The organism is Desulfatibacillum alkenivorans DSM 16219 (assembly GCF_900142135.1).
GTDB lineage: Bacteria > Desulfobacterota > Desulfobacteria > Desulfobacterales > Desulfatibacillaceae > Desulfatibacillum > Desulfatibacillum alkenivorans.
This window is the reverse complement of record NZ_FQZU01000005.1, coordinates 152,345-173,165: the sequence shown is the minus strand read 5'-3', so window position 1 is coordinate 173,165 and position 20,821 is coordinate 152,345. Positions and strand designations below refer to the sequence as shown.

At 53.7% G+C, this 20,821-nt stretch carries 17 protein-coding genes; 13 read left to right on the top strand and 4 right to left on the bottom strand.

Features of this window, described 5'->3' with window-relative positions:
- The first annotated feature begins 116 nt into the window (after positions 1-116).
- Positions 117-770: a flavodoxin family protein gene (locus BUE18_RS06575; RefSeq protein ID WP_073474138.1), complete on the top strand. Its 654-nt coding sequence runs from the start codon at positions 117-119 to the stop codon at positions 768-770.
- Between the two features lie 153 nt (positions 771-923).
- Here the strand turns inward: BUE18_RS06575 and BUE18_RS06570 are convergent, their stop codons facing one another.
- Positions 924-1,877: a M23 family metallopeptidase gene (locus BUE18_RS06570; protein WP_073474136.1), complete on the bottom strand. Its 954-nt coding sequence runs from the start codon at positions 1,875-1,877 to the stop codon at positions 924-926.
- A 243-nt stretch (positions 1,878-2,120) separates the two neighbouring features.
- Here BUE18_RS06570 and thiE point away from each other — a divergent pair, with 243 nt between their 5' ends.
- On the top strand, positions 2,121-2,759 hold the full coding sequence (gene thiE / locus BUE18_RS06565) for a thiamine phosphate synthase (RefSeq protein WP_073474272.1): 639 nt from the start codon (positions 2,121-2,123) through the stop codon (positions 2,757-2,759).
- 66 nt (positions 2,760-2,825) lie between these two features.
- Positions 2,826-3,659 carry a signal peptidase I gene (gene lepB / locus BUE18_RS06560; RefSeq protein WP_073474134.1) on the top strand — a complete coding sequence of 278 codons (834 nt, stop codon included), beginning with the start codon at positions 2,826-2,828 and terminating at the stop codon, positions 3,657-3,659.
- Positions 3,660-3,770: 111 nt separating this feature from the next.
- On the opposite strand, the gene BUE18_RS06555 is transcribed toward lepB, so the two are convergent.
- The 3 genes from BUE18_RS06555 to BUE18_RS06545 form a co-directional block, all read right to left on the bottom strand.
- The gene (locus tag BUE18_RS06555; protein WP_073474270.1) at positions 3,771-4,565 is read right to left on the bottom strand and encodes an enoyl-CoA hydratase/isomerase family protein; all 795 of its coding nucleotides are present in this window, start codon (positions 4,563-4,565) and stop codon (positions 3,771-3,773) included.
- Positions 4,566-4,681: 116 nt separating this feature from the next.
- Positions 4,682-7,003 carry a GspE/PulE family protein gene (locus tag BUE18_RS06550; RefSeq protein WP_073474132.1) on the bottom strand — a complete coding sequence of 774 codons (2,322 nt, stop codon included), beginning with the start codon at positions 7,001-7,003 and terminating at the stop codon, positions 4,682-4,684.
- Between the two features lie 90 nt (positions 7,004-7,093).
- The gene (locus BUE18_RS06545) at positions 7,094-7,348 is read right to left on the bottom strand and encodes a hypothetical protein (protein ID WP_139264633.1); all 255 of its coding nucleotides are present in this window, start codon (positions 7,346-7,348) and stop codon (positions 7,094-7,096) included.
- A gap of 222 nt (positions 7,349-7,570) precedes the next feature.
- On the opposite strand from BUE18_RS06545, the gene BUE18_RS06540 reads away from it, so the two are divergent.
- The 10 genes from BUE18_RS06540 to BUE18_RS06495 all read left to right on the top strand — a co-directional run bounded on the left by BUE18_RS06540 (position 7,571) and on the right by BUE18_RS06495 (position 20,821).
- Positions 7,571-10,225, top strand: coding sequence for a 1-acyl-sn-glycerol-3-phosphate acyltransferase (locus BUE18_RS06540; RefSeq protein ID WP_073474128.1), 2,655 nt, complete (start codon positions 7,571-7,573; stop codon positions 10,223-10,225).
- A 12-nt stretch (positions 10,226-10,237) separates the two neighbouring features.
- The gene (locus BUE18_RS06535; RefSeq protein WP_073474125.1) at positions 10,238-11,920 is read left to right on the top strand and encodes a sugar phosphate nucleotidyltransferase; all 1,683 of its coding nucleotides are present in this window, start codon (positions 10,238-10,240) and stop codon (positions 11,918-11,920) included.
- A 221-nt stretch (positions 11,921-12,141) separates the two neighbouring features.
- Positions 12,142-12,972 carry a dihydrodipicolinate reductase gene (gene dapB, locus BUE18_RS06530; protein ID WP_073474123.1) on the top strand — a complete coding sequence of 277 codons (831 nt, stop codon included), beginning with the start codon at positions 12,142-12,144 and terminating at the stop codon, positions 12,970-12,972.
- A 31-nt stretch (positions 12,973-13,003) separates the two neighbouring features.
- Positions 13,004-14,791: an extracellular solute-binding protein gene (locus tag BUE18_RS06525; RefSeq protein ID WP_073474120.1), complete on the top strand. Its 1,788-nt coding sequence runs from the start codon at positions 13,004-13,006 to the stop codon at positions 14,789-14,791.
- Positions 14,792-14,806: 15 nt separating this feature from the next.
- Entirely contained in the window at positions 14,807-15,847 is a 1,041-nt protein-coding gene (locus tag BUE18_RS06520) for an ABC transporter permease subunit (protein WP_073474118.1), read from the top strand.
- On the top strand, positions 15,844-17,442 hold the full coding sequence (locus BUE18_RS28245) for an ABC transporter permease subunit (protein ID WP_211482784.1): 1,599 nt from the start codon (positions 15,844-15,846) through the stop codon (positions 17,440-17,442). The genes BUE18_RS06520 and BUE18_RS28245 overlap by 4 nt, the downstream gene beginning before the upstream one ends.
- Positions 17,439-18,416, top strand: coding sequence for an ABC transporter ATP-binding protein (locus BUE18_RS06510; RefSeq protein WP_073474116.1), 978 nt, complete (start codon positions 17,439-17,441; stop codon positions 18,414-18,416). The genes BUE18_RS28245 and BUE18_RS06510 overlap by 4 nt, the downstream gene beginning before the upstream one ends.
- Positions 18,416-19,396 carry an ABC transporter ATP-binding protein gene (locus tag BUE18_RS06505; protein ID WP_073474114.1) on the top strand — a complete coding sequence of 327 codons (981 nt, stop codon included), beginning with the start codon at positions 18,416-18,418 and terminating at the stop codon, positions 19,394-19,396. The genes BUE18_RS06510 and BUE18_RS06505 overlap by 1 nt, the downstream gene beginning before the upstream one ends.
- A 91-nt stretch (positions 19,397-19,487) precedes the next feature.
- Complete coding sequence (locus BUE18_RS06500; protein WP_073474112.1) at positions 19,488-20,243, top strand: RDD family protein; 756 nt, start codon at positions 19,488-19,490, stop codon at positions 20,241-20,243.
- An 11-nt stretch (positions 20,244-20,254) separates the two neighbouring features.
- The gene (locus BUE18_RS06495) at positions 20,255-20,821 is read left to right on the top strand and encodes a B-box zinc finger protein (RefSeq protein WP_073474110.1); all 567 of its coding nucleotides are present in this window, start codon (positions 20,255-20,257) and stop codon (positions 20,819-20,821) included.

Sequence of the window (20,821 nt, the reverse complement as noted above, 5' to 3'; positions counted from 1 at the left end):
AAAATAATTATTAATTGCTAAAAATGCATTCTGTGTAGCCTCTGCTACCGCCCCCCTCCCCTGTTTCTCTTATACTCCCACCGTAACAAGAACCTTTTTGGGAAAGGAGAAAAAGCATGAATCCCCAAATCATGGGCGTTTCCGGCAGCCCCATAAAAAACAGCAATACCGACCGTTTGATCAAGGCTGTTTTGGAAAGCAGCGGGCTGGAGTATGAGTTTGTTAAACTGAGCAGGATGAATGTCAAGCCTTGCGTCGCCTGCCTGGGCTGTAAAGACGACAATATTTGCAAAGTGAAGGACGATTTCCCCGCATTGGCGGAAAAAGTGAAAAAGGCCGGCGCCGTGGTTGTGGGCGGATACTCTCCTTACGGCGCCGTGGATGGATTCGCCAAGGCCTTTTTGGAGCGCCTGTTTTCGTTCAGGCATCAAAACGGGTTTAACCGGGGAAGGCTCGCCGTGGCCGTGGGAACCGGCATCGGCCGGGGAGTTCCCGGCATGAGCGAGGCCTGCGAACAGATCGCCCGGGCTTTGGAAATGGAAGGCATGACCGTCTTGGGCAAGTTGAACATTGTGGGAAACCCGGAATGCATGGTGTGCGGCTATGGCGAAACCTGCATGATGAGCGCCCTGCCCATGATTCACGGCGACGACTTGACCGTAACGCCTGAAAAATTCCGCAAGGTGGAGGATCAGGCCGAAACCTGGAAAAAGGCCGAAGAGCTTGGGCGGGAAATAGCGGAAAAGCTCAAAACCCAACTGATGATGTAACAAGCAGCATCCCCCCCCGGAGGCGCTCCCGAGCGCCTCCGCTCCCCTAAAAACGGACGTCTGCAGGAAATGCTATGCAGACGCCTGTTCTATTTCAGTGAATAGACTTCTCCCTGTTCAAGCCATTTCAATTTTGATCCATTGGGAAAAAATTTAGTTGAGGATGTACCTTTGGGGATTCATGGGTACGCCGTTCAGGTGCACCTCGTAATGGAGGTGGGGGCCAGTGCTGCGTCCCGTATTGCCGACTTCTCCCACAATCTCGCCCCGTTGCACCTTGTCGCCATTTTTTACATTGAACTTGTTGAGATGGGCGTAGCGGGTGGAGATGCCGTGGCCGTGATCGATTACAATCACGTTGCCAAAGCCGCTCTTCTTGCCGCTAAAAGTGACTTTGCCGTTGGCGGTGGACATAATGGGTGTTCCCGTGGATGCGCAAAGGTCCAGGCCCTTGTGGAATTCCTTAAGGCCCGTGAAAGGCGAAGTGCGATAGCCGAAGCGGGAAGAGAAGTACCAGTGCTGGTCTTTCTTGACCTTAAGCGGCATAATGGAAGGCGTACAGGCGAGCACGTCTTTTTTGTCTTCCAAATACCCGATAAGAGCGCCCAGGCTGTGCTCCGTAGCCGCGGAGATGGAATTTAAATCCTTCACCTGAGCGTTCATTTCCCGGATCACATTGGAAGGCTCTGCATCTTCCAGCAGAGAGGGATCCAGTTCATCCGGAAAAGAGCCGCCGATAGCCAGGAAGGAACTGGAGTCTTCTGCGTCTTCCAGATTGGCCAGCAGCCGGATTTTTTTTTCAAACTCATGCAAACTGAGCAAAGTTTCGTTGAATTTATTGATGCGTTCGGCGGATTGGGCGAACTGAACTCTCAACCGTTCGATTTCCCTATCCTGTGCGGCAATGGTATTTTTAAGTTCCAGGGAGTTGTCTTGGGCAAGTCTGAGCTTGTAGTTGTCCATGCCCAGATATGCGCCTGCGCCGATAAGGCCTGTTATCAGCACGACAAAAACCCAAACCATCCATTTGGAAAGCGTAAACTGCTTGGGGGCCGACCCATCCTGGGGAAGAAGGCATACAGTGTATTTACTTGATTTTGCAGCCATTAATCCTTTTCCACTTTAGCGTTACCGGAACAATTGCACGGCCATCGGGAATGTTATACACTAATGTCAATCTTTGTCAAGACTTTGTAAGCGTTTCAACTCGTTATATGTTATATTCTCGGAAAACCCCTGTGGAAACACAGGAGACGACAGACATAAAATTTAATCGCCGGGAGACCGCCGAATAAATATGTCCTTTTAAACCTTTTGAGTTTTATTTGTCAAATTGATATATGGCTGGTTATGAAAAAGAATATTGATTACAGTTTGTATTTAGTGACGGACCGGCCCTTGTCTCTGGGTCGGGATCTGATGGAAGTCATGGAAAAAGCCGCGGCCGGCGGGGCGACGATTGTGCAGCTTCGCGAAAAGGAATGCGACTCCAGAACCTTTGTGGAATTGGCCAGGGCGGCCAAAAGCCTTCTGGACGCCAAGGGAGTGCCGCTCATCATCAACGACCGGGCGGACATCGCTCTGGCGGTGGGCGCCGCCGGCCTTCACATCGGCCAGACGGACATGCCTTATAAGGACGCCCGGCGCATTATGGGGCCGGAGGCCATTGTCGGATTATCCGTGGAAAACATGGATCAGGTGAAGGAAGCAGCCTTTTTGGACGCCGACTATCTGGGCGTAGGGCCGATTTTCGCCACCCAGACCAAGCCCGACGCCGCACCGGCCATCGGCCTGGAGGGATTGGCCGAAATTCGCAGAATAACCAAGACGCCCCTGATCGCCATAGGTTCCGTCAACCTGTCCAACGCCGCAGACGTAATCAGGGCGGGCGCCGACGGCCTGGCTGTGGTTTCGGCCATTTGCTCCCAGCCGGACATCGAGCAGGCGTCCCGCGCCCTTGCAGCGGCGATTCAAAAAGCCAGGCAGTAAACTATATCGATTGCCGCAGCCTGTTGGATTGTTTGAGCAACATCCCCATCAACCCAGAGCCTGGACATGAAAGAACTCAAGCCTCGAAACGCTTTTCACGCCGTACTGCTTTCCGCGCACATCCCCGGATTAGGGCAGATGTACAACGGGGAATTGTTGTTCGGCGCCTTGCTGGTTGTCTGCTTTTCTTTTGGACTGGCGGGGCTTTACGGCTTCGGGGTTCTGCACGGATTGAGCGGCGTGATCTGGGGTTTGGCTCTGGTCACTGCCTTTTACGTCTACCAGATGGTTGACGCCTGGCTTGGGGCTCGAAAACGATTCGAGTATTACCCCAAAAAATATAACCACTGGATTTACTACACTATATACAGCCTGGGTTTTCTGGCGGTTTGCACTGTCTTGCTCCTTCCTGTCATATCTCTTGCAGCATCCTTAAATCTCTATAAAATCCCCTCTAATTCCATGTCCCCCACCCTGGAAAGCGGGGACGTCATCCTGGTGGACGAGCATGCTTTTGAAAAGTACCCGCCCCAAAGGTGGGACTGCATGGTGTTCAACAACCCCAAAAAGCCCGGCCGGGTTATGGTCAAGCGGGTTATTGGACTGCCGGGGGAAAAACTGGAAATCCGGTTCAGGAACCTTGTTATTGACGGGAAAAAAGAGCCGGACGGATTCGGAAGCTATACCGAGCCCATGCCCACCGACAAAAAAGGCCTGAAAAAGGAAAACTTCGGCCCCCTGAACATCCCTTACGGAAAGTTCTTTGTCCTGGGCGACAATCGCAGTCACAGCCGGGACAGCCGCCATTTCGGTCTTGTGGACGAAAGCGACGTAATCGGCAAACCCATCTTGGTTGTTTATTCGTGGGATATGAGCCGGGTGATGATTCCCATTGAGTGAAGCCAGGTCTTAGGTCCACCCCGGGATGCAGCGATCAATCCCGCTCCGGAATCAAAAGAATAGTGCGTCAAACGATTTGCCTGGAAAAACAAACTGGCGCGTATACAGAGTTCACTCCCCCTTAAACTCCGGCTTGCGTTTTTCCATGAAGGCCTGCATGGCCTCTTCAAAATCCTTGGACATCATGGTCAGGACGAATTGGTCCGCGTCCATGTGAGAGATGGACCGGTCCAGGGCGCGAGCCACCGCATTGACGGTCTGCTTTGTCATGGCCGAAGGCGCCGGCGGCAGGGCGAGAGCCTTGTCCGCCAGAATCCGGGCGTGCTGCATGGACTCTCCGTCGGCGCAAAGCCGCTGGGCGAATCCCCATTCATAGGCGTTCAAGGAATTAATCCGCTCGCCGAACAGCACGATTTCCTTGGTGCGGGCGGGTCCTACAAGGTGAACCAGACGCGGTATGGTGGCCCAACTCATGTTCATGGCCAAGCCGATTTCGGGAACCCGGATGTAGGAGGACTTGGCCATAACCCGGAAATCCAGGGAACTGGCGAGCGACACCCCGCCCCCCACGCAAAATCCCTCCATGGCCGCGATGGTGATCTGGTCCAGATCCTCCCAGGCCTGACACATGCGGGGGCCGTATTCCATGAGCTTCCGTTTTTGGGAAAGGGGCGCATCAAAGACGGCCATGAGGCCGGGATCGGATAAATCCATGCCTGCAGAAAAAAAATGATCCCCTCCGGTGACGATGATCGCGTTGATGTCCGTCCGGACCTCAAAACTCCGGGCCAGTTCGTACATCTCCCGGAGTACGTCCAGGGTCATGGCGTTTTTATGGTCGGGCCGGTTGAACGAAACAACGGCCAAAGGGCCTTCTTCCTGCACTATAACGGTTTGAGGCGGCATAACATCCCCCAAAAAAAAGTTGTTTAAGCCAAATAAGGCAAAAACCCTGGATATAAAAACGGGCCGCCCATGAAATTGGGAGGCCCGTTGAAAAAACATATATCAAAAAAAAGCGGCTACTTGATGCATACCTTGCGGACCTGGATGAGATCCAGGTTGCCGCCCAGGATCTTCATGATGCCGTCCTGCTTCAGGGTGGTCATGCCATCGCTGATAGCCTGTGCGCGCAGGTCTTCCATTTTGGCCTGCATTTGGATGAGCTTTTTCATTTCGTCCGTGCCCAGAAGGAGTTCATGGAGACCCATACGGCCGCGGTATCCGGTGTTGTGGCAGCGGTCGCACCCCTTGACCTTGTTGATTTTGATTTCGTCGCTGTACTTGAGATCCGGATTTTTCGTGTAGAAATACTCCGTGTCCCCGTCGCCGTATTCCCTGACCAGTTCGTTCCATTCATCTTCCGAGGGGGTGTACTCTTCCTTGCAGTCTTTGCACAGGGTTCTGCCGAGGCGTTGGGCCAGGATGCACAAAATGGCGTCGGCGAAGTTAAAGGGGTCCATGCCCATGTCCAGAAGACGGGTGATGGATTCAGGCGCCGAGTTGGTATGGAGTGTGGAGAAAACCAAGTGACCGGTGAGGGACGCCTCGATGCCGATGCTGGTGGTTTCCTTGTCGCGCATTTCGCCGACCATAATCACGTCCGGGTCGGCGCGGAGAAAGGCGCGCATGGCCGCGGCGAAGTCAAAGCCGATTTTGGCCTGCACCTGAACCTGCCGGAGTCCGGCCTGGGTGATTTCGACGGGGTCTTCCGCCGTCCAGATTTTGGTTTCCGTCTTGTTGATGTAGCCCAGGGCCGAGTGGAGCGTGGTCGTTTTACCCGAACCTGTGGGGCCACAGACAAAGATGATGCCGTAGGGCTGAATGACGCAGTCCACGAAGTTTTTGTAGTTCCATTCCAAAAGCCCCAGTTTGGGCAGCGGGATAGGCTCGCCGGCTGCCAGGATACGCATGACCACGTCTTCCATGCCGCCCTGGGTCGGGATGGTGGCGACGCGGAGTTCGATGTCCTTGCCGCCGTACTTTTTGAATTTGATCTTACCGTCCTGGGGTTTACGGCGTTCTGCAATGTCCAGGTCGGACATAATTTTGATGCGGGAGACCACGGCGTTCCGGTATTGGTACGGAATGGTCTGATACACCGTACAGGCGCCGTCCACCCGGATGCGGACCTTGGTATTCTGCTTGCCGGGGTACGGCTCGATATGAATATCCGACGCGTTTCTGGCGTAGGAATCCAGGATGATCTTATTAACGAGCTGGACGACCGCGCTGTCCTCCTCGCCCACACCCTGCATTTCTTCTTCCATCTCTTCTTCTTCAGCCTGGAGCTGCTCCAGGATGGAGTCGATGGAGCCAAGCTCTTTTTCTTCCGTGGTGAAGAGCTTGATATAAGCCAGGATATCTTCCCTGGACGCCACATGGAAGACGAGATCCCGGCCAGGAAACAGGCCTTTTACAATGTCTATGCGCTGGATGTCCGTAGGATTGTCGATGGCGATGATAATCTGGCCGTCGTCCTCCCTTAAAGGCACCCAGATGTTGTTTTTCATAAACGGGACTTTAAGGCCTCGTAAAAGATCGCCCGGAATGGGGGCGGTGTCGGTGAACTCCTCGTAGGGAACCTTATAAAACTTGGAAAGGGAGGTGCCCACGTCCTTTTTGGGGACTTTATATTCCCTGATCAAAAGGGCCTCCACAGGCTCTTTGTTGGATCTGGCCTGTGCGATGGCCTTTTCCAACTCCTTGGAGGTGATGATGCTGTTGTTCAGCAAATAGTCGAATTTGGTGGGCCGCGCCTTGACCATGCGCCGTTGGTTATAAAGGGCGATGCCCAGGGTCTTGGCCAGGGAGGCCGCGTCCTGCTCGTCGTGAACGCTGAAGGGATTTCCGTCCTTGCGATTGATAAGCTGTATGGCGCCCAGCAAAAAGGATTTGAACGTGATGGGGACGGCCAGAACCTGTTTGGTCGTGAACTTGGTCTTTTTGTCCCAACGCGAGTCAAAACGCAAAGCCGGATCAATGGATTTTAGTTCGGCTTCGTCATATACGTCCTTGACATTGACCACCTTCTGCTTGCTGGCCGCGTACCCTGCGATGCTCATGTTTGCAATGGGTACACGGATTTCACCGATATCGGTCCCCGACTTGTACCTGGACACCAGTTCCCTGCGCACCCCGTCCACCACGTATATGGTGACCCGGTCCACCTCGAAAATGCTGGTGATGTCATTTTTCAGGTCAATGAGGATTTCGTCCAGATTTTTAGCCGAGTGGATTTTGTTGGTCACTTCCTGGAGCTTGCCCCCGACTTCGGGAGCGGCTTTCAGCGCGGTGACCTCTTGTCCGTTGGTTGGCTTCTTGGTGATTTCTACGACAGCCATAGCTCTTCCGGTAATCCGACCCTGCAATCAGGTCTGTAAAGGGTGAGTATGTTCAGTTTGAGGTTTAATGGCATCGTTACGGCCATGGGCTTAGGGTTGGTCTCCGTTGGAGTCGTTATCATCGCCGGGATAATAATGGGCGTAAATCTTCTTTACGCCGCCGCCCAGCAGGATGACCCCAACCAAGTACATGCAAAAACTAATAAAGGCTTCGCCGGAAGCCATATTCATTTTTTTTACCAGTTCAGGCACAACCTGAGGCACCCTGATAAAGACCGCAATACCCATGAGCGCCAGGGTGACGCCCCAGACCAACTGGGCCGAGGAACCGGGTGTATTCGACAAATTTCCAATCTCCGCAAGATGTTGTGTACTTCAATCAGCCGATCTTTGGTTGGCGTAATCCAAAATAATTGATTATTTATCATTACATGAATTGAAAACGAGTGTCAATGTATTATGGTTTAGTGGTATGAAAGACGAAAAATAGGTTGCCCTTGGTCTACGGCTTTGCTACGTTCGCCCTTTCCTAAACCAGACACGGTCTGCCCGCGCGGAGGTCATCATATGCGGATTTTGAATAAAATTATGGCTTTTTTCAGACGCTGGATGGATAGATTTCTCCAAGGCACATACGACCATTTTTGGTGCCATCTGCCCGAAAAACGGGGCTGGCTGACCCGGCTCATGCTCCGGCTCTTTTATACCGGGATTACGGTCAATGAAGACGACCTGGAATCCCTCCGGCAAATGCAAAAGGACGGCATCGTGGTCTTCGCCACCAAATACCGCAGCCTGTTTGAGACCTTGTACTTTCACAACCGATATTCCGACCTGAAAGCGCCTTTTCCCGAAATCGCCTTTGACAGGCGCTTTGTCCTGGGACAGCCCATCCTCCGCATTTTCCGCATTATCCTGGGCCATATAGACCACATGCTCCGTTTCCGGGCCGTCCATAATCCCTATAAAAGCCACTATTTTCGCCGCCAGTTATGCGCCGGCAAAAGCGCCTTGGTCAGCATGGTGAGCGAAAAAGGTTTCTATAAGCGTTATGTCAAACAAGGCCCCGATCCGCTGACCTATCTTCTCCGCATGCAAATGGACCTGGAGAGGCCTATTTATATTGCGCCCCATCTGTTTTTATACGGCACCAAGCCTCAAAAAACCAAACACGGCGTGCTTGGCGCAGGATTCGGCACGGAAGAAAAGCCCGGCCGCATCAAGCGGATATCCACCTTGTTCCGCACCCCGGACAAACTGCTGGTGGAAATGTCCGAACCCATCAACCTGAAAAAATTCATAGAAAAGCCCAAACATAAAAACAGGACCATCGAGTACCTGTCCTACGCTCTGCGCCAGAAGATCATTGAAAGAATTAACCAGCACAGGCGCTCGGTCCTGGGTCCGGTTCTCAAAACCCCGTTGGAATTAAAGGAAACCGTGCTTCGCAACGAGGAGTTCAGGCGTTACCTCCAGGACCGCGCCATCTCCCAAGGCAAGCAGGTTCAAGACTTCCACAAGGAAGTGGATAAGTATCTGACTGAAATTGCAGCTAAATATAATACCAACTACATCAATTTCCTGCGGATATGCGTGCGCTGGCTTACGGACAACATGTTCGACGGCGTGGACCTGGACAATGAAAGCCTCAGGAAGTTCAGAAAGGCCAGCCAAAAAGGCCCGGTAGTGCTTGTGCCCTGCCACAAGAGCCATATCGATTACCTGATTCTGTCGTATCTGCTTTTCGTCAACAACCTGCCCTGCCCTTTGATCGCAGCCGGTAAGAACTTGTCCTTTTTCCCCATGGGAACGATCTTCAGGAATTGCGGCGCCTTCTTCATCCGGCGCACATTCAAGGGCGCAGCCTTGTACTCCCGGGTGTTTGCGGAATACATCCACCGGCTTTTGGAAGAAGGCTTTAACATCGAGTTCTTCCTGGAAGGCGGGCGCAGCCGCACGGGCAAACTGGTGCTGCCCAAGTTCGGGCTGCTTTCCATTCTTCTTGCCGCATACCGCAACGGAGCATGCAAGAACTTGTATTTTATGCCGATTTATATCGGCTACGACCGGGTGATCGAAGAAGGCGAATATCTCCACGAAGTGGAAGGCGGCCAGAAAAAAGCCGAAAGCCTGAGCGGGCTCGTCAAGGCCAGAAAGGTCCTGAAACGGCGCTACGGCAGCATTTTCGTGCGTTTTGACGAGCCCATTCATATTCAAGCGGTGCTTTCCCAGTTCGACAAACCCTTTGAAAAAATGGACAACGCCGAACAAGGCGTGGTCTGCAGGAACCTGGGCCACCGCATCATCATGGCAATCAACCGCCAGACCGTGGTCACGCCCCAATCCCTGGTCGCCGCGGCCGTGCTAACCGATTTTCCAGACGGCTTTACGGAAGCGGAACTGTTTGAACGGGTCGGCTTATTAATCTCTTTCTTGAGAAACCAGGACGCTGAATTGTCATCCACGTTGGAGGATCCTAAATACGCGGTGAAATCCGCTTTGGAATCCTTTGTAAACGACAAGTTCATCAAAGTCATTGAAGAAGACGACGACAAGGACAATAACGAGGAAGAAGAACGGGAAAAAGATTCCGAACCGCAGGAAACCCGCTACAAAGTTGTGGACAAACGCCGCATAAACCTTGAATATTACAAAAACAACTGCATCAGCTTCTTTGTCCCGGCCGCCCTGGCCTCCTTGTGCGTGCTTGCGGACGAGGATGAGACCTTCAACCTTTCCCAGATTGTGGAGCCTTACGAAGAACTGCAAACCCTGTTCAAAAACGAATTCCATTACGACCTGGACACGCCTCTGGATCAGCAGCTCCGCAAAATCCTGAAAATCGCCATTGACCAGCATTACGTCATCCCCCACCCCACTTTGCCGGAAACCTATACGGTCACCGAGGAAGGCAAGAAAATCCTGGGGATCTACGCTTCCTTCCTGAAAAACTTTTTCGAGTCCTACCTGCTGGTGCTAAAGGTCATGTCCCTGCAGCCTGCCAAGGCCCTGGACAAAAAGGACAGGATGAAAAAGTTTTCGGCCATGGGATTCAGCCAATACAAAAAAGGCGAGCTTTCCTGCATGGAGGCCATCTCGAAGATCACCTTTGAGAACGCCTATTCCTTCTTCACGGCCCAGGGAATCAAGGACAAGGAGGACGTGGAAAAGATCGAGGAATACAACCGGAAGCTGAATCGCTATCTTTCATTTCTTCCCTAACGAGGTCCTGTAATGAAAGCCCTGATCCTGGCCGCAGGCTTTGGCGAAAGGCTTAGGCCTCTCACGGAAAAAACGCCCAAACCGTTGATTCCCATCGCCGGAACGCCCGCCCTACTGCGTATGATCCGCAGCCTGGAAGCGGCGGGATGTACGGAAATCGCCGTCAACACCCATCATTTGGGGGGTCGGATCCAGGATTTCATCGCGTCCCAAAACTTTTCCATCCCCGTAACCTGTTATCACGAACCTGAAATCCTTGGCACGGGCGGCGCCATCAAAAACCTGGAGCACGTTTTCTGCGACGCGCCATTCCTGGTGGTTAACGGCGACATTCTGACCGACCTGGACCTGGAGGAGTTATGCCATGTGCACGAACGGGCCGCCGTCAACGCCGCCACCCTGGTGGTTCATGATTATCCCCAGTTCAATAACGTTCTCATCGCCGGAGACAGAATAGTCGGTTTTTTAAGCGAAACCGGGCCGGATTATTGGGCCTTCACCGGAATTCAGGTCGTGGATCCGATTGTTTTCGACTTTCTCAAAAAAGGCGAGTTTCAATCCTCCATCATGGCCTACGAGGAAATGATGGCTGCTGGCCTGCGCATAGGCGTGTGGATGCCCGAGCACCTCTGGTGGCATGACATGGGGTCCTTTGAAGGGCTCTCCCGGGCCGCCCTGGAAACGGGTGCGCTGCAGGTCTTTGCCAAGTCCCAGGGCGTCGTTTACGCCAGGGATCTGCACGTGGAGGGATTGGCCGGCGGCGGCTCCGCCCGTCAATGGCGCCGCTTGACCCTGAATAACGAAAGTATTGTGGCCGTGGATCACGGTTTGGCGGAAGACCATGATTGGAACGAGGCCGACGCTTACAACGCCATCGGAAGGCATCTGTATGAGTCAGGCGCTCCGGTCCCGGAAATTTTGGCCTACGACCGATTCGCAGGACTTGTCTTTGCCGAGGATCTGGGAGACATGAGCCTGGAAGAGGCTGTCGGATTGCAGGGAATTGAAAAGGCTCTGCCCTTGTACGAGCAGGCCGTTAAAAATCTGGCCAGGATGAGCGTCCGGGCTTATGAAGGTTTCGACCCGGCCTGGACCTGTCAGACCGAGTATTATGACGAAGGCCTGATTCTGGAGAAGGAAAGCCGGTATTTTTTTGAGGCCTTTGTGAACGGATACTTAAAGCATCAGGCGCAATTTGAGGATTATCTCCATGAACTTCAGTTGCTTGCCAAGAAAACCGTCCAGGGCGCTCAGCCGGGATTTTTGCACCGGGACTTCCAGTCCAGAAACATCATGATCCAAAACGGGCAATGCTGGTTCATCGATTTCCAGGGAGGCAGAATCGGCCCGGCTCAATACGACCTGGCGTCTTTGCTCATCGATCCTTACGCCGCCCTGCCCCAATCCGTGCAGGACCGCCTGATCGACCTGTACCTGAAGGAATTGTCCCAATACAGAAGCGTGGATCGCCAGGCCTTTATACAGCGGTATCAATACTGCGCCCTGCATCGGAACATGCAAATGCTCGGCGCCTTCGCCCACCTTTCCCAAAACATGAAAAAGCCCGGCTTTGAAGAAAACATCCCGTTGGCATTGCAAAACCTGAAAGAGCGCGTTAGCCTGTTTCCCCAAGCCCCAAACCTGCAACATCTCATAAAAAGCCTTGAGTTGCCCAAAAACAAACAAAAAGAATAAAAAAAAATGCCTCCGGCGGCAAACTTTTGAAAAGTTTGATCAAAACTTTAAAATGGCGCTGCGCGTAAAATCGCAACGGACGTCTGAAACCGTTATTCCTGCGTGTAGTTGTCGGGAACCCAGCGGAGATTTAAAAAGATTGAATGTTCTATCTCTCTGGTTGCCCGGACCGCCGGGTTTTGGTATGAAGGGGGCAACCAGAAACCTTTGGAGTTAATATTATGAGTAAAATAAATGTCATGGTCAACGGCTTGCCCGGAAACATGGGCAAGATTATTTCCAGCAGCATCGCCCGGGACGATCGTTTTCAACTGCTGGATGCGTCCCTCACCGGCCCGGGGATCCCGGATAAGGCCGTGGAAGTGGAAGGAATCTCCGTCAACCTGGCTTTGCCCGAGGATCATGAAAACGCCTTAAAAGCCGCCCTGGAGAAGTACGGCTCTTATATTATCGTGGATTACAGCCATCCTTCGGCCGTAAATCCCAACGCGGAGCTTTACTGCAAAGTCGGGATTCCCTTTGTTATGGGCACCACTGGAGGCGACAGGCCCGCTCTGATCCAAACCGTGGAAAATTCCGGCATCGCGGCTGTCATCGCGCCCAATATGGCCAAGCAGATTGTGGGATTCCAGGCCATGATGGAGTACGCGGCCAAAACCTTCCCCGGCCTGTTCGAAGGCTACACCCTGACCCTGGTGGAAAGCCATCAGCAGGGCAAGGCGGACACCAGCGGCACGGCCAAGGCCATGGTGAGTTATTTCAATAAAATGGGCGTGCCTTTTGAGACGGATGAAATCGTCCAAATCCGCGATCCCGAGCAGCAGAAAAACGACCTGGGAGTGCCTGAGGAATATCTGGGCGGCCACGGGTGGCATACCTACACGCTGGTTTCGCCGGACAAGACCGTGAAATTCTCCTTCACCCATAATGTAAACGGCCGGGACATTTATCGCGGAGGCACGGCCGACGCCGTGGTTTACCTTAGCAAGAAAGTCGCCGCTGGCGAAAAAGGCCGCGTCTTTTCCATGATCGAAGTCATGCAAGGAATTTAATAATCAAAAATCAAAAAATATCGGAGGCTGCATGAAAACGTGTTTCCGGGTGCTGCTGGCTCTGTTCTTTCTCGCCTCAACCGCTTTTTGCGATCAAACCTTTCCCAAGCCGGATTGGAAGGAGCTTCCCGATCCGGTGGCCAGCCCTTACGCAGAGCAAGGCGGCGAGGTGTGCGTTTACATCGGGCCTTCGCCCAAAAGCCTGAATTATTACCTGGAAAACAGTTCCATCGCCTCTCATGTTTTTTCCGGGCTGTACGAAAGCCTGCTTTCCATGAGCAGCCGCAACTTGGAGTATGAGCCTCATTTGGCGTCCAAATGGGCTATTTCGGACGATAAAAAAACCTTTACCTTTTGGATCGACAAACGGGCCAAATGGAGCGACGGCAAGCCTGTCACGGCCCAGGATGTCAAATGGACCTTTGACGCCATTATGGATCCGGCCAATAAAACCGGGGTGCACAAGGTTTCCCTGTCCCGGTTTGAATCCCCGGAAGTTTTAGACGACCACGCCATCCGCTTTACGGCCAAGGAAGTGCACTGGAAAAACCTCCTTGCCGTCAGCGGTTTTAGCATTCTGCCCAAGCACGCCTATGAAAACCTGGACTTCAACAAGATCAACTTTGAACTGCCTGTGGTTTCAGGTCCTTATGAAATCGGAGAGCTTACGGAAAACGTTTCCCTGACCCTCAAGCGCCGCCGCGACTGGTGGAATAACGGCGCCGTGAGCGTGCAGGGCGTGAACAATTTCGATACGATCCGGCTGCGTTTTTACGCAGAAAGCGAAAACGCTTTTGAAGCCTTTAAAAAAGGGCTCATTGACATAATCGGCGTAAACACGGCCCGCACCTGGGTGAAGGAAACCGAAGGCGAACAATTCATCAACAATTGGATTATAAAGCAAAAAATCCAGAACTACCGGCCCATCGGATTTCAGGGATTCGCCATGAACATGCGCAGGCCTCCGTTTGACGACGTCAACGTGCGCAAGGCCATGGCCCATCTGATCGACCGGGAGAAGATGAACTCCACCCTCATGTACAATCAGTATTTTTTGCACAAATCGTATTTCGAGGACCTGTACTCGCCGGAAAATCCCTGCCCCAACCAGCCTTACGACTTCAACAAGGACAAAGCCCGCAAGCTCCTTGCTGACTCCGGCTGGAAGGTGAACCCCAAAACCGGATTTCTGGAGAAAAACGGCAAGCCCCTGGTGGTCAAGTTCCTGACCCGGGATTCCACGGCGGAAAGATTTCTGGCCATTTATGAGCAGGACCTTAAGGACGTGGGCATCCAAATGGTCATCGACAAAAAGGACTGGGCCGCCTGGATGAAGGATATGGACGATTTCAACTACGAAATCACCTGGGCGGCCTGGGGCGCCACGCTTTTCAAGGACCCGGAGGGCATGTGGGCTTCCAGCGAGGCGGATCGCGCCAGCGGCAACAACATCACCGGGTTTAAAAACACCAAGGTGGACGAGTTGATCGAAAAGCAAAAATCCATATTCAGTGTGGAGGAGCGCCACGAAATCTGCCGGCGGATCGACCAGCTTGTATACGAGCAATGCCCGTACGTGCTATTGTGGAACATTGATTACACCCGTTTGCTGTACTGGAATAAATTCGGAACCCCGGACACGGTTCTGTCCAAATACGGAGACGATTCCACAGCCGAATCCTATTGGTGGCTGGATCCCTATTCCGCGGCCGACTTGAAGGACGCCATGGAGCAAAAGCTCCCGCTGCCTCCCAAGCCGCTGTCCGTGGTCTTTGACGAAGTTTTTGTAGATCCGGTCATGGACAAGCCGAAAAACTGACGCTGCTAATAATACATGGAACGTACCGATTATTTTATTCGCCGCCTTTTGCTGGTGGTTCCCACGTTCATCGCCATCACCATGCTGGTCTTTTTGCTGGTGCAATTTGTGCCCGGAGGGCCGGTGGAGCAGGCGTTGATGGCCATGAAGGGCATGGGCTCGGGGGAAGTGGGCCAGGGCGGCGGGCTGGCCGGCAGCATATCGGCCGAGCAGCGTCTGGCGCTGGAAAAGCATTACGGGTTCGACAAGCCCTTTTATGAACGCTACTGGACCTGGCTGGTGCATGACCGCATCGGCTTTACCATGGAGTCCTACGCCTTTCCCAACAAAACCGCCTGGCAGTTGATCAAGGAGCGCTTTCCCGTTTCCCTCATCTTCGGCATTGTCAGCTTTGTGCTTTCCTACGTGGTTTGTATTCCTTTGGGCATCATGAAGGCCCTGCGCCACGGCAGGCCGTTCGACCTGATTTCCAGCGTCATCGTGTTTATTGGCTACGCCATCCCGCCTCTGGCCTTGGGCATGGTGCTTAAAATGCTGTTTTGCGGCACGACCACGGGCATGTGGGACATCTTTCCCATCGCCGGGTTCCATTCCCTGGGTTTTGCGCAAATGACCGGCCTGGAAAAAGCCAAGGACCTGTTCATGCATATGTTTTTGCCCGTGCTTTGCTATGTGGTGGGCAATTTCGCGGTGTTGACCCTGCTCATGAAAAACTCCCTCATGGAGCAGGTGGGCAGGGATTACGTACGCACGGTCCTGGCCAAAGGCGGAAGCACGGGCCGGGCCATCTGGGGCCATGCGTTCAGGAACTCGCTCATTCCCATCGCAACCGGCTTCGGCGGCATCTTGACGGTTATGTTCGCCGGTTCGGTCATCATCGAACAGATTTTCGAGATTCCCGGCATGGGCCGCTTAAGCCTGGAAGCCATTGTGGGCCGGGATTATCCCGTGTTCATGGGGATTCTTTCCATCACCTCCATTTTGGGGCTGTTGGGCAACATTCTTTCCGATCTCTGTTACGTACTCATCGATCCCAGGATTAATTTTCAATCATGATAAAAGCCCGGAATTTCATATCCCCCATCACCCGCAAGAGGCTCGCCCGGTTTCGGAAAATGCGCCTTGCATGGTGGTCGTTGTGGATTTTGATCGGGCTGTACGTCCTGAGCCTGGGCTCCGAATTGTTGTGCAATGACAAGCCCTTGTACGTGCGTTACGAAGGCAAATCCCACTTTCCCGTGTTTTTCTACTACCCGGAAAAGACCTTCATTCCCGGAGGCCTTAAAACCAGGCCGGACTACAAAAAAATCGCCCAAACGCCTTCCTTCAAGGAGGATTCCTCCAACTTCATGATATTCCCTCCTGTCCCAAACGGCCCTTATAAAAGCGCGGATCCCCAAAGCATTATGACCTCGGATCACGTCATGGTTTCCATCACGCAAACGCCCAGAGTGGGCGCGGTGGACGTAAATCCCAAGTTGGAGATTATCCGCAGCAATCAAGTTGGGAGCTTTTTAGGCAAAGAGGACCGTAGTTTAAGGCGCGCTTATCTTCCGGATTTGATCAGCCTGCCGAATGACGCCGCCCAGGCGGTTAAAAGCCGGTTTGGGGGCGAAGATTCGCCCCGGTATCAGGCCAGGGTCAAGGACGCCAAAGGCAACGGGGTGGAAATCTCCATTCCCGCCTTTAAGGCGAAAGCCGCGCCGCCCCGGCTGGTCAGGCTGACGTTCCGGGACGATTTGGGAAGCGCCGCCCTATCCAAAAACCTGTCTTTTGTAAAATCCCTGGAAATAGACGGCGGAGACCGCCATTTTTGGGACTCCCTGCCCCAGGACTTGCAAAAACGCATTACCGAAAAAGTGGAGGGCATGTTCGCGGGATACGCCGAGCCGTTCTTCTTTGAACACGAGGGCATGCGCTTGCGGGCCGGATTCGCCAAGGACGAAGTGCGGTTCCCCTACCCGCCGGTCAAAAGCCACCTCATGGGGATAGACGGAGCAGGCCGGGACGTGCTGGCGCGGATTTTATACGGACTGCGCACATCCCTCAGCTTCGGCCTGATCCTGGTTATCGTCAGCATGGGCCTGGGAACGGCGGCCGGCGCCATCCAGGGATATTACGGCGGTCTGGTGGACATTACCGGCCAGCGCATTACCGAAATCTGGAGCGCCATTCCGTTTTTGTACGTGATGATACTGTTAGGGTCAGTGTACGGCAGGAGCTTTCTCCTGCTGCTGGTTTGTTACGCCATATTCAACTGGATCGGCATTTCCTATTATATGCGGGCCGAGTTTTTACGGCTGAGGCGGCAGGCCTTTGTGGAATCCGCCAGTTGCATGGGCGTGCCGGATTATAAAATCATGGTCCGCCATATCCTGCCCAATGGCCTGGTGCCCATCATCACCTTTTTTCCCTTTTTCCTTGTGGGCGCCATCGGCTCCCTGGCCGCCCTGGACTACCTGGGCTTCGGCCTGCCTCCCCCCACGCCGAGCTGGGGCGAACTGCTGGCTCAGGCTCAGACCTACCGATGGGCGTGGTGGCTGATTTTGTATCCGTCGGCGGCGCTTTTTGTAGTCATGCTGCTGGGCGTATTTATTGGAGAAGGCGTGAGAAACGCGTTTGATCCCAAACAATTCAGCAGGTTGCGATGACGGATGCCTTATTGGACATAAACGGCCTTTGCGTGGAATTCGTCACGGACGAAGGGACGCTGCGGGCCGTGGACCGCGTGTCCTTTTCGGTCAGGCCGAACGAGGTGTTGGGAGTTGTGGGCGAATCGGGCTGCGGCAAGTCGGTCACCGCCATGAGCCTGTTATCCCTGATCCCCTCCCCTCCCGGACGAATCAGTGCGGGCAAGGCCGTGTTCCAGGGCCAGGACCTGATCGCCATGCCCCATGAATCCTTGCGCAGGATTCGCGGCAAGGAAATCAGCATGATCTTTCAGGAGCCGGGCGCCTGTTTGTCGCCGCTGCATCGAATCGGAGACCAACTGGCCGAAGCCGTGATGCTGCACTACCCCATGCCTAAGCAGGAGGCTTTGAATAAAGGCCGGGACTGGCTGTCCAAGGTGGGAATTCCCGAACCGGACAGAATGCTGAAGGCCTATCCCTTTCAGCTTTCCGGGGGCATGCAGCAACGGGTGATGATCGCCATGGCCATGATTAACGGCCCCTCCCTGATCATTGCGGACGAGCCCACCACAGCTCTGGACGTGACCATCGCGGCCCAGATTTTCGACCTCATGCGCCAGATGCGGGACGAAAAAACCTCGGTAATGCTGATTTCCCACGATCTGGGCGTCATTTGGGAAATGTGCGACCGGGTATTGGTCATGTACGCAGGACGGATTGTGGAAGAGGCGGAAATCCGGGATTTATTCGAAAATCCCCTGCATCCGTACACCCGGGCTCTCATGCGGTCCGTGCCGGTTTTGGATGAAGACCAGGAGGAGTTATCCACAATAAAAGGGCAAGTGCCCTCGCCGCTGAATTATCCGCCCGGGTGCCGTTTTCACGACCGGTGCCCTCATGCGGAAGAACCATGTAAAAAGGAGTCGCCGGAGTTGCGCACCCTGGCCCCGAATAAAAAGGCCGCGTGCTTTTTTGCGGAAAAATGGATGAAATAATGCCCGAAAAAAGCCCTCATACTCCCCTTTTAAAGGTGGAGGAGCTCAAAACCTGGTTTCCTATCCATAAGGGGATACTCAACCGCACAGCCGGATACGTAAAGGCTGTTGACGGGGTGTCCTTTCATGTGGATAAAGGCGAAACCCTGGGCCTTGTGGGGGAATCCGGGTGCGGCAAAACCACGTTGGGCAGAACGCTCATCGGCCTGGAAAAATACAAGGAAGGCGCCATTCATTTTAACGGGGAGCCCCTGCAGATCTCCAAACGGGACAAGTCCTGGCGGAAACGCATGCAAATGATCTTCCAGGACCCGTTCGCCTCCTTGAATCCGCGCATGACGGTCATGGACATCCTCACCGAAGGGCTTGTGGAGCACAAACTCCTTAACGGCTCATCCCGGGAGGAGGCCGCCCGCCTCCTCATGCAGGAAGTGCGCATGGACCCGGACGCCATTTACCGGTATCCCCACGAGTTCTCCGGCGGACAGCGCCAGCGCATCAGCGTGGCCCGGGCCATCTCCATGAAGCCCGAATTCATTGTCTGCGACGAGGCGGTGAGCGCCCTGGACGTTTCGGTGCAAGCCCAGGTCATCCATCTGCTCATGGACCTGCGGAAAAAATTCGGCTTGTCATACTTATTTATATCGCATGATCTTGCAGTGGTCAGGCATATTTCCCACAGAACGGCCGTGATGTACCTTGGCGTGATCGTGGAGATCGGCCCCACCAAAGACGTTGTATCCAACCCCCTCCATCCCTACACCCAGGCCCTGGTTTCCGCAGCCCCCAGGCCGGGCAAGAAAAAAAAACAACGCATTGTTTTGCAAGGAGATCCGCCCTCCCCTGCCAATCCGCCCAAAGGCTGCCGCTTTCACACCCGCTGCCCTCATGTCATGGATATTTGCGGGAAGAAAGATCCGCCCGCGGCCGTCCAAGGGGCGAATACCATAAAATGCCACTTGTACCAAGGTCCGGCGTGACAAAGAGAGTACTTCATGGTATAGAATCCCCGCGCATTGATTTGCGCGGCAATCCATCCAACCCGCTTACAACTTGATTTCAGGAGAGAACATGGACTGGTACTACTATCAGGATAAAACGCAGACCGGCCCCATTGGCGACGAGGAGTTCCGTGAATTGGTGAAAACGGGCGTCATTCGTTCGGATACATTGGTCTGGCGCGCAGGCATGGAAAACTGGCAGGAGTACGGCGTCCTCACCGCGCCCCAGGCCGCGGCGTCTCAGGATGAAGTAGAGGTGCTTCCCGAGGGGCAGGTCCGGTGCTCGGAATGCCGGCGCGTGTTTCCCGAGGATGAAGTGATCAGGCACGGCGATTCCCACATTTGCGAAGACTGCAAGCCGATGTTTTTGCAGAAGCTCAAAGAAGGCTCCTGGACAGGCGGAGATTATCAGTACGGCGGGTTCTGGATTCGGGCCGGCGCTAAAATCATTGATACGATCATCATTAGTATTGTGCAATACGCGGTTCTTATCCCCATGGGCATGCTCATGTCCAATGTGGAGGATCCTTCCATGGTGATGGCATACAGTCTTTTAATCAATTTGATTTCCATTGGCTTCAATGCCGCATACCTGACCTTTTTCCATGGCAAATACGCCGCCACTCCGGGAAAAATGGCCTGCGGCCTCAAGGTAATTGTTGAAGACGGAAGCAAAGTGTCTTACTTGCGGGCCTTTGGGCGGGTTTTCGCTGAATGGCTTAGCGGTATGATCCTGGCGATCGGGTACATCATGGCCGGGTTTGATTCTGAAAAAAGAACCCTTCACGACCGCATCTGCAGCACCCGCGTCATCAAAAGCAGATAGGGAGAGATTGAATGGTCAACTGCCCTTCATGCCAGGCGCAGCTTAAGCCCGCCGCGTTTAATACCGGCGGGTTTGAGCCCTGCCCCTTATGTGAAAAAAAATTCCGGGTGGAGGTGTTCCCGGCGCTGACGGCTCCCAAAGAGGAAATCCAGCGTTCCGAGGCTCTGGTGGATGATCAGGCCGGCTGCTTTTTTCATCCGGGAAAAAAAGCAACCACGGTTTGCGACAGCTGCGGCCGCTTTATTTGCGCTTTGTGCGACCTGGATATCAACGGCGCCCATATGTGCCCCCAATGCCTTGAAACAGGCAAGGAAAAAGGAAGCATCGAGTCCCTGGACCTTAAGCGCATGCGATGGGACAAGCTGGCGCTGTTGATCGCCGTGGTTTCCTATATAACCAGTTTTTTTTCGGGCTTTTTCGCCTTGATCACCATGTTTATTGTCATCAAATTCTGGAATGCGCCGCGCTCGATCACAGGAAACACCAGAGTCAGGTTCATTATCGCCTTTCTCATGGCTATCAGCCAGATTGCGCTGACTATTTTTATATTTTACGCAATGTTCAACGTCTTCGAGTAA

What these genes read in the sequence shown, in the direction of transcription:
- BUE18_RS06575 (WP_073474138.1), top strand. Translation starts at nt 117, where the DNA reads ATGAATCCCCAAATCATGGGCGTTTCCGGCAGCCCCATAAAAAACAGC.
- BUE18_RS06570 (WP_073474136.1), bottom strand. Translation starts at nt 1,877, where the DNA reads ATGGCTGCAAAATCAAGTAAATACACTGTATGCCTTCTTCCCCAGGAT.
- thiE (WP_073474272.1), top strand. Translation starts at nt 2,121, where the DNA reads ATGAAAAAGAATATTGATTACAGTTTGTATTTAGTGACGGACCGGCCC.
- lepB (WP_073474134.1), top strand. Translation starts at nt 2,826, where the DNA reads ATGAAAGAACTCAAGCCTCGAAACGCTTTTCACGCCGTACTGCTTTCC.
- BUE18_RS06555 (WP_073474270.1), bottom strand. Translation starts at nt 4,565, where the DNA reads ATGCCGCCTCAAACCGTTATAGTGCAGGAAGAAGGCCCTTTGGCCGTT.
- BUE18_RS06550 (WP_073474132.1), bottom strand. Translation starts at nt 7,003, where the DNA reads ATGGCTGTCGTAGAAATCACCAAGAAGCCAACCAACGGACAAGAGGTC.
- BUE18_RS06540 (WP_073474128.1), top strand. Translation starts at nt 7,571, where the DNA reads ATGCGGATTTTGAATAAAATTATGGCTTTTTTCAGACGCTGGATGGAT.
- BUE18_RS06535 (WP_073474125.1), top strand. Translation starts at nt 10,238, where the DNA reads ATGAAAGCCCTGATCCTGGCCGCAGGCTTTGGCGAAAGGCTTAGGCCT.
- dapB (WP_073474123.1), top strand. Translation starts at nt 12,142, where the DNA reads ATGAGTAAAATAAATGTCATGGTCAACGGCTTGCCCGGAAACATGGGC.
- BUE18_RS06525 (WP_073474120.1), top strand. Translation starts at nt 13,004, where the DNA reads ATGAAAACGTGTTTCCGGGTGCTGCTGGCTCTGTTCTTTCTCGCCTCA.
- BUE18_RS06520 (WP_073474118.1), top strand. Translation starts at nt 14,807, where the DNA reads ATGGAACGTACCGATTATTTTATTCGCCGCCTTTTGCTGGTGGTTCCC.
- BUE18_RS28245 (WP_211482784.1), top strand. Translation starts at nt 15,844, where the DNA reads ATGATAAAAGCCCGGAATTTCATATCCCCCATCACCCGCAAGAGGCTC.
- BUE18_RS06510 (WP_073474116.1), top strand. Translation starts at nt 17,439, where the DNA reads ATGACGGATGCCTTATTGGACATAAACGGCCTTTGCGTGGAATTCGTC.
- BUE18_RS06505 (WP_073474114.1), top strand. Translation starts at nt 18,416, where the DNA reads ATGCCCGAAAAAAGCCCTCATACTCCCCTTTTAAAGGTGGAGGAGCTC.
- BUE18_RS06500 (WP_073474112.1), top strand. Translation starts at nt 19,488, where the DNA reads ATGGACTGGTACTACTATCAGGATAAAACGCAGACCGGCCCCATTGGC.
- BUE18_RS06495 (WP_073474110.1), top strand. Translation starts at nt 20,255, where the DNA reads ATGGTCAACTGCCCTTCATGCCAGGCGCAGCTTAAGCCCGCCGCGTTT.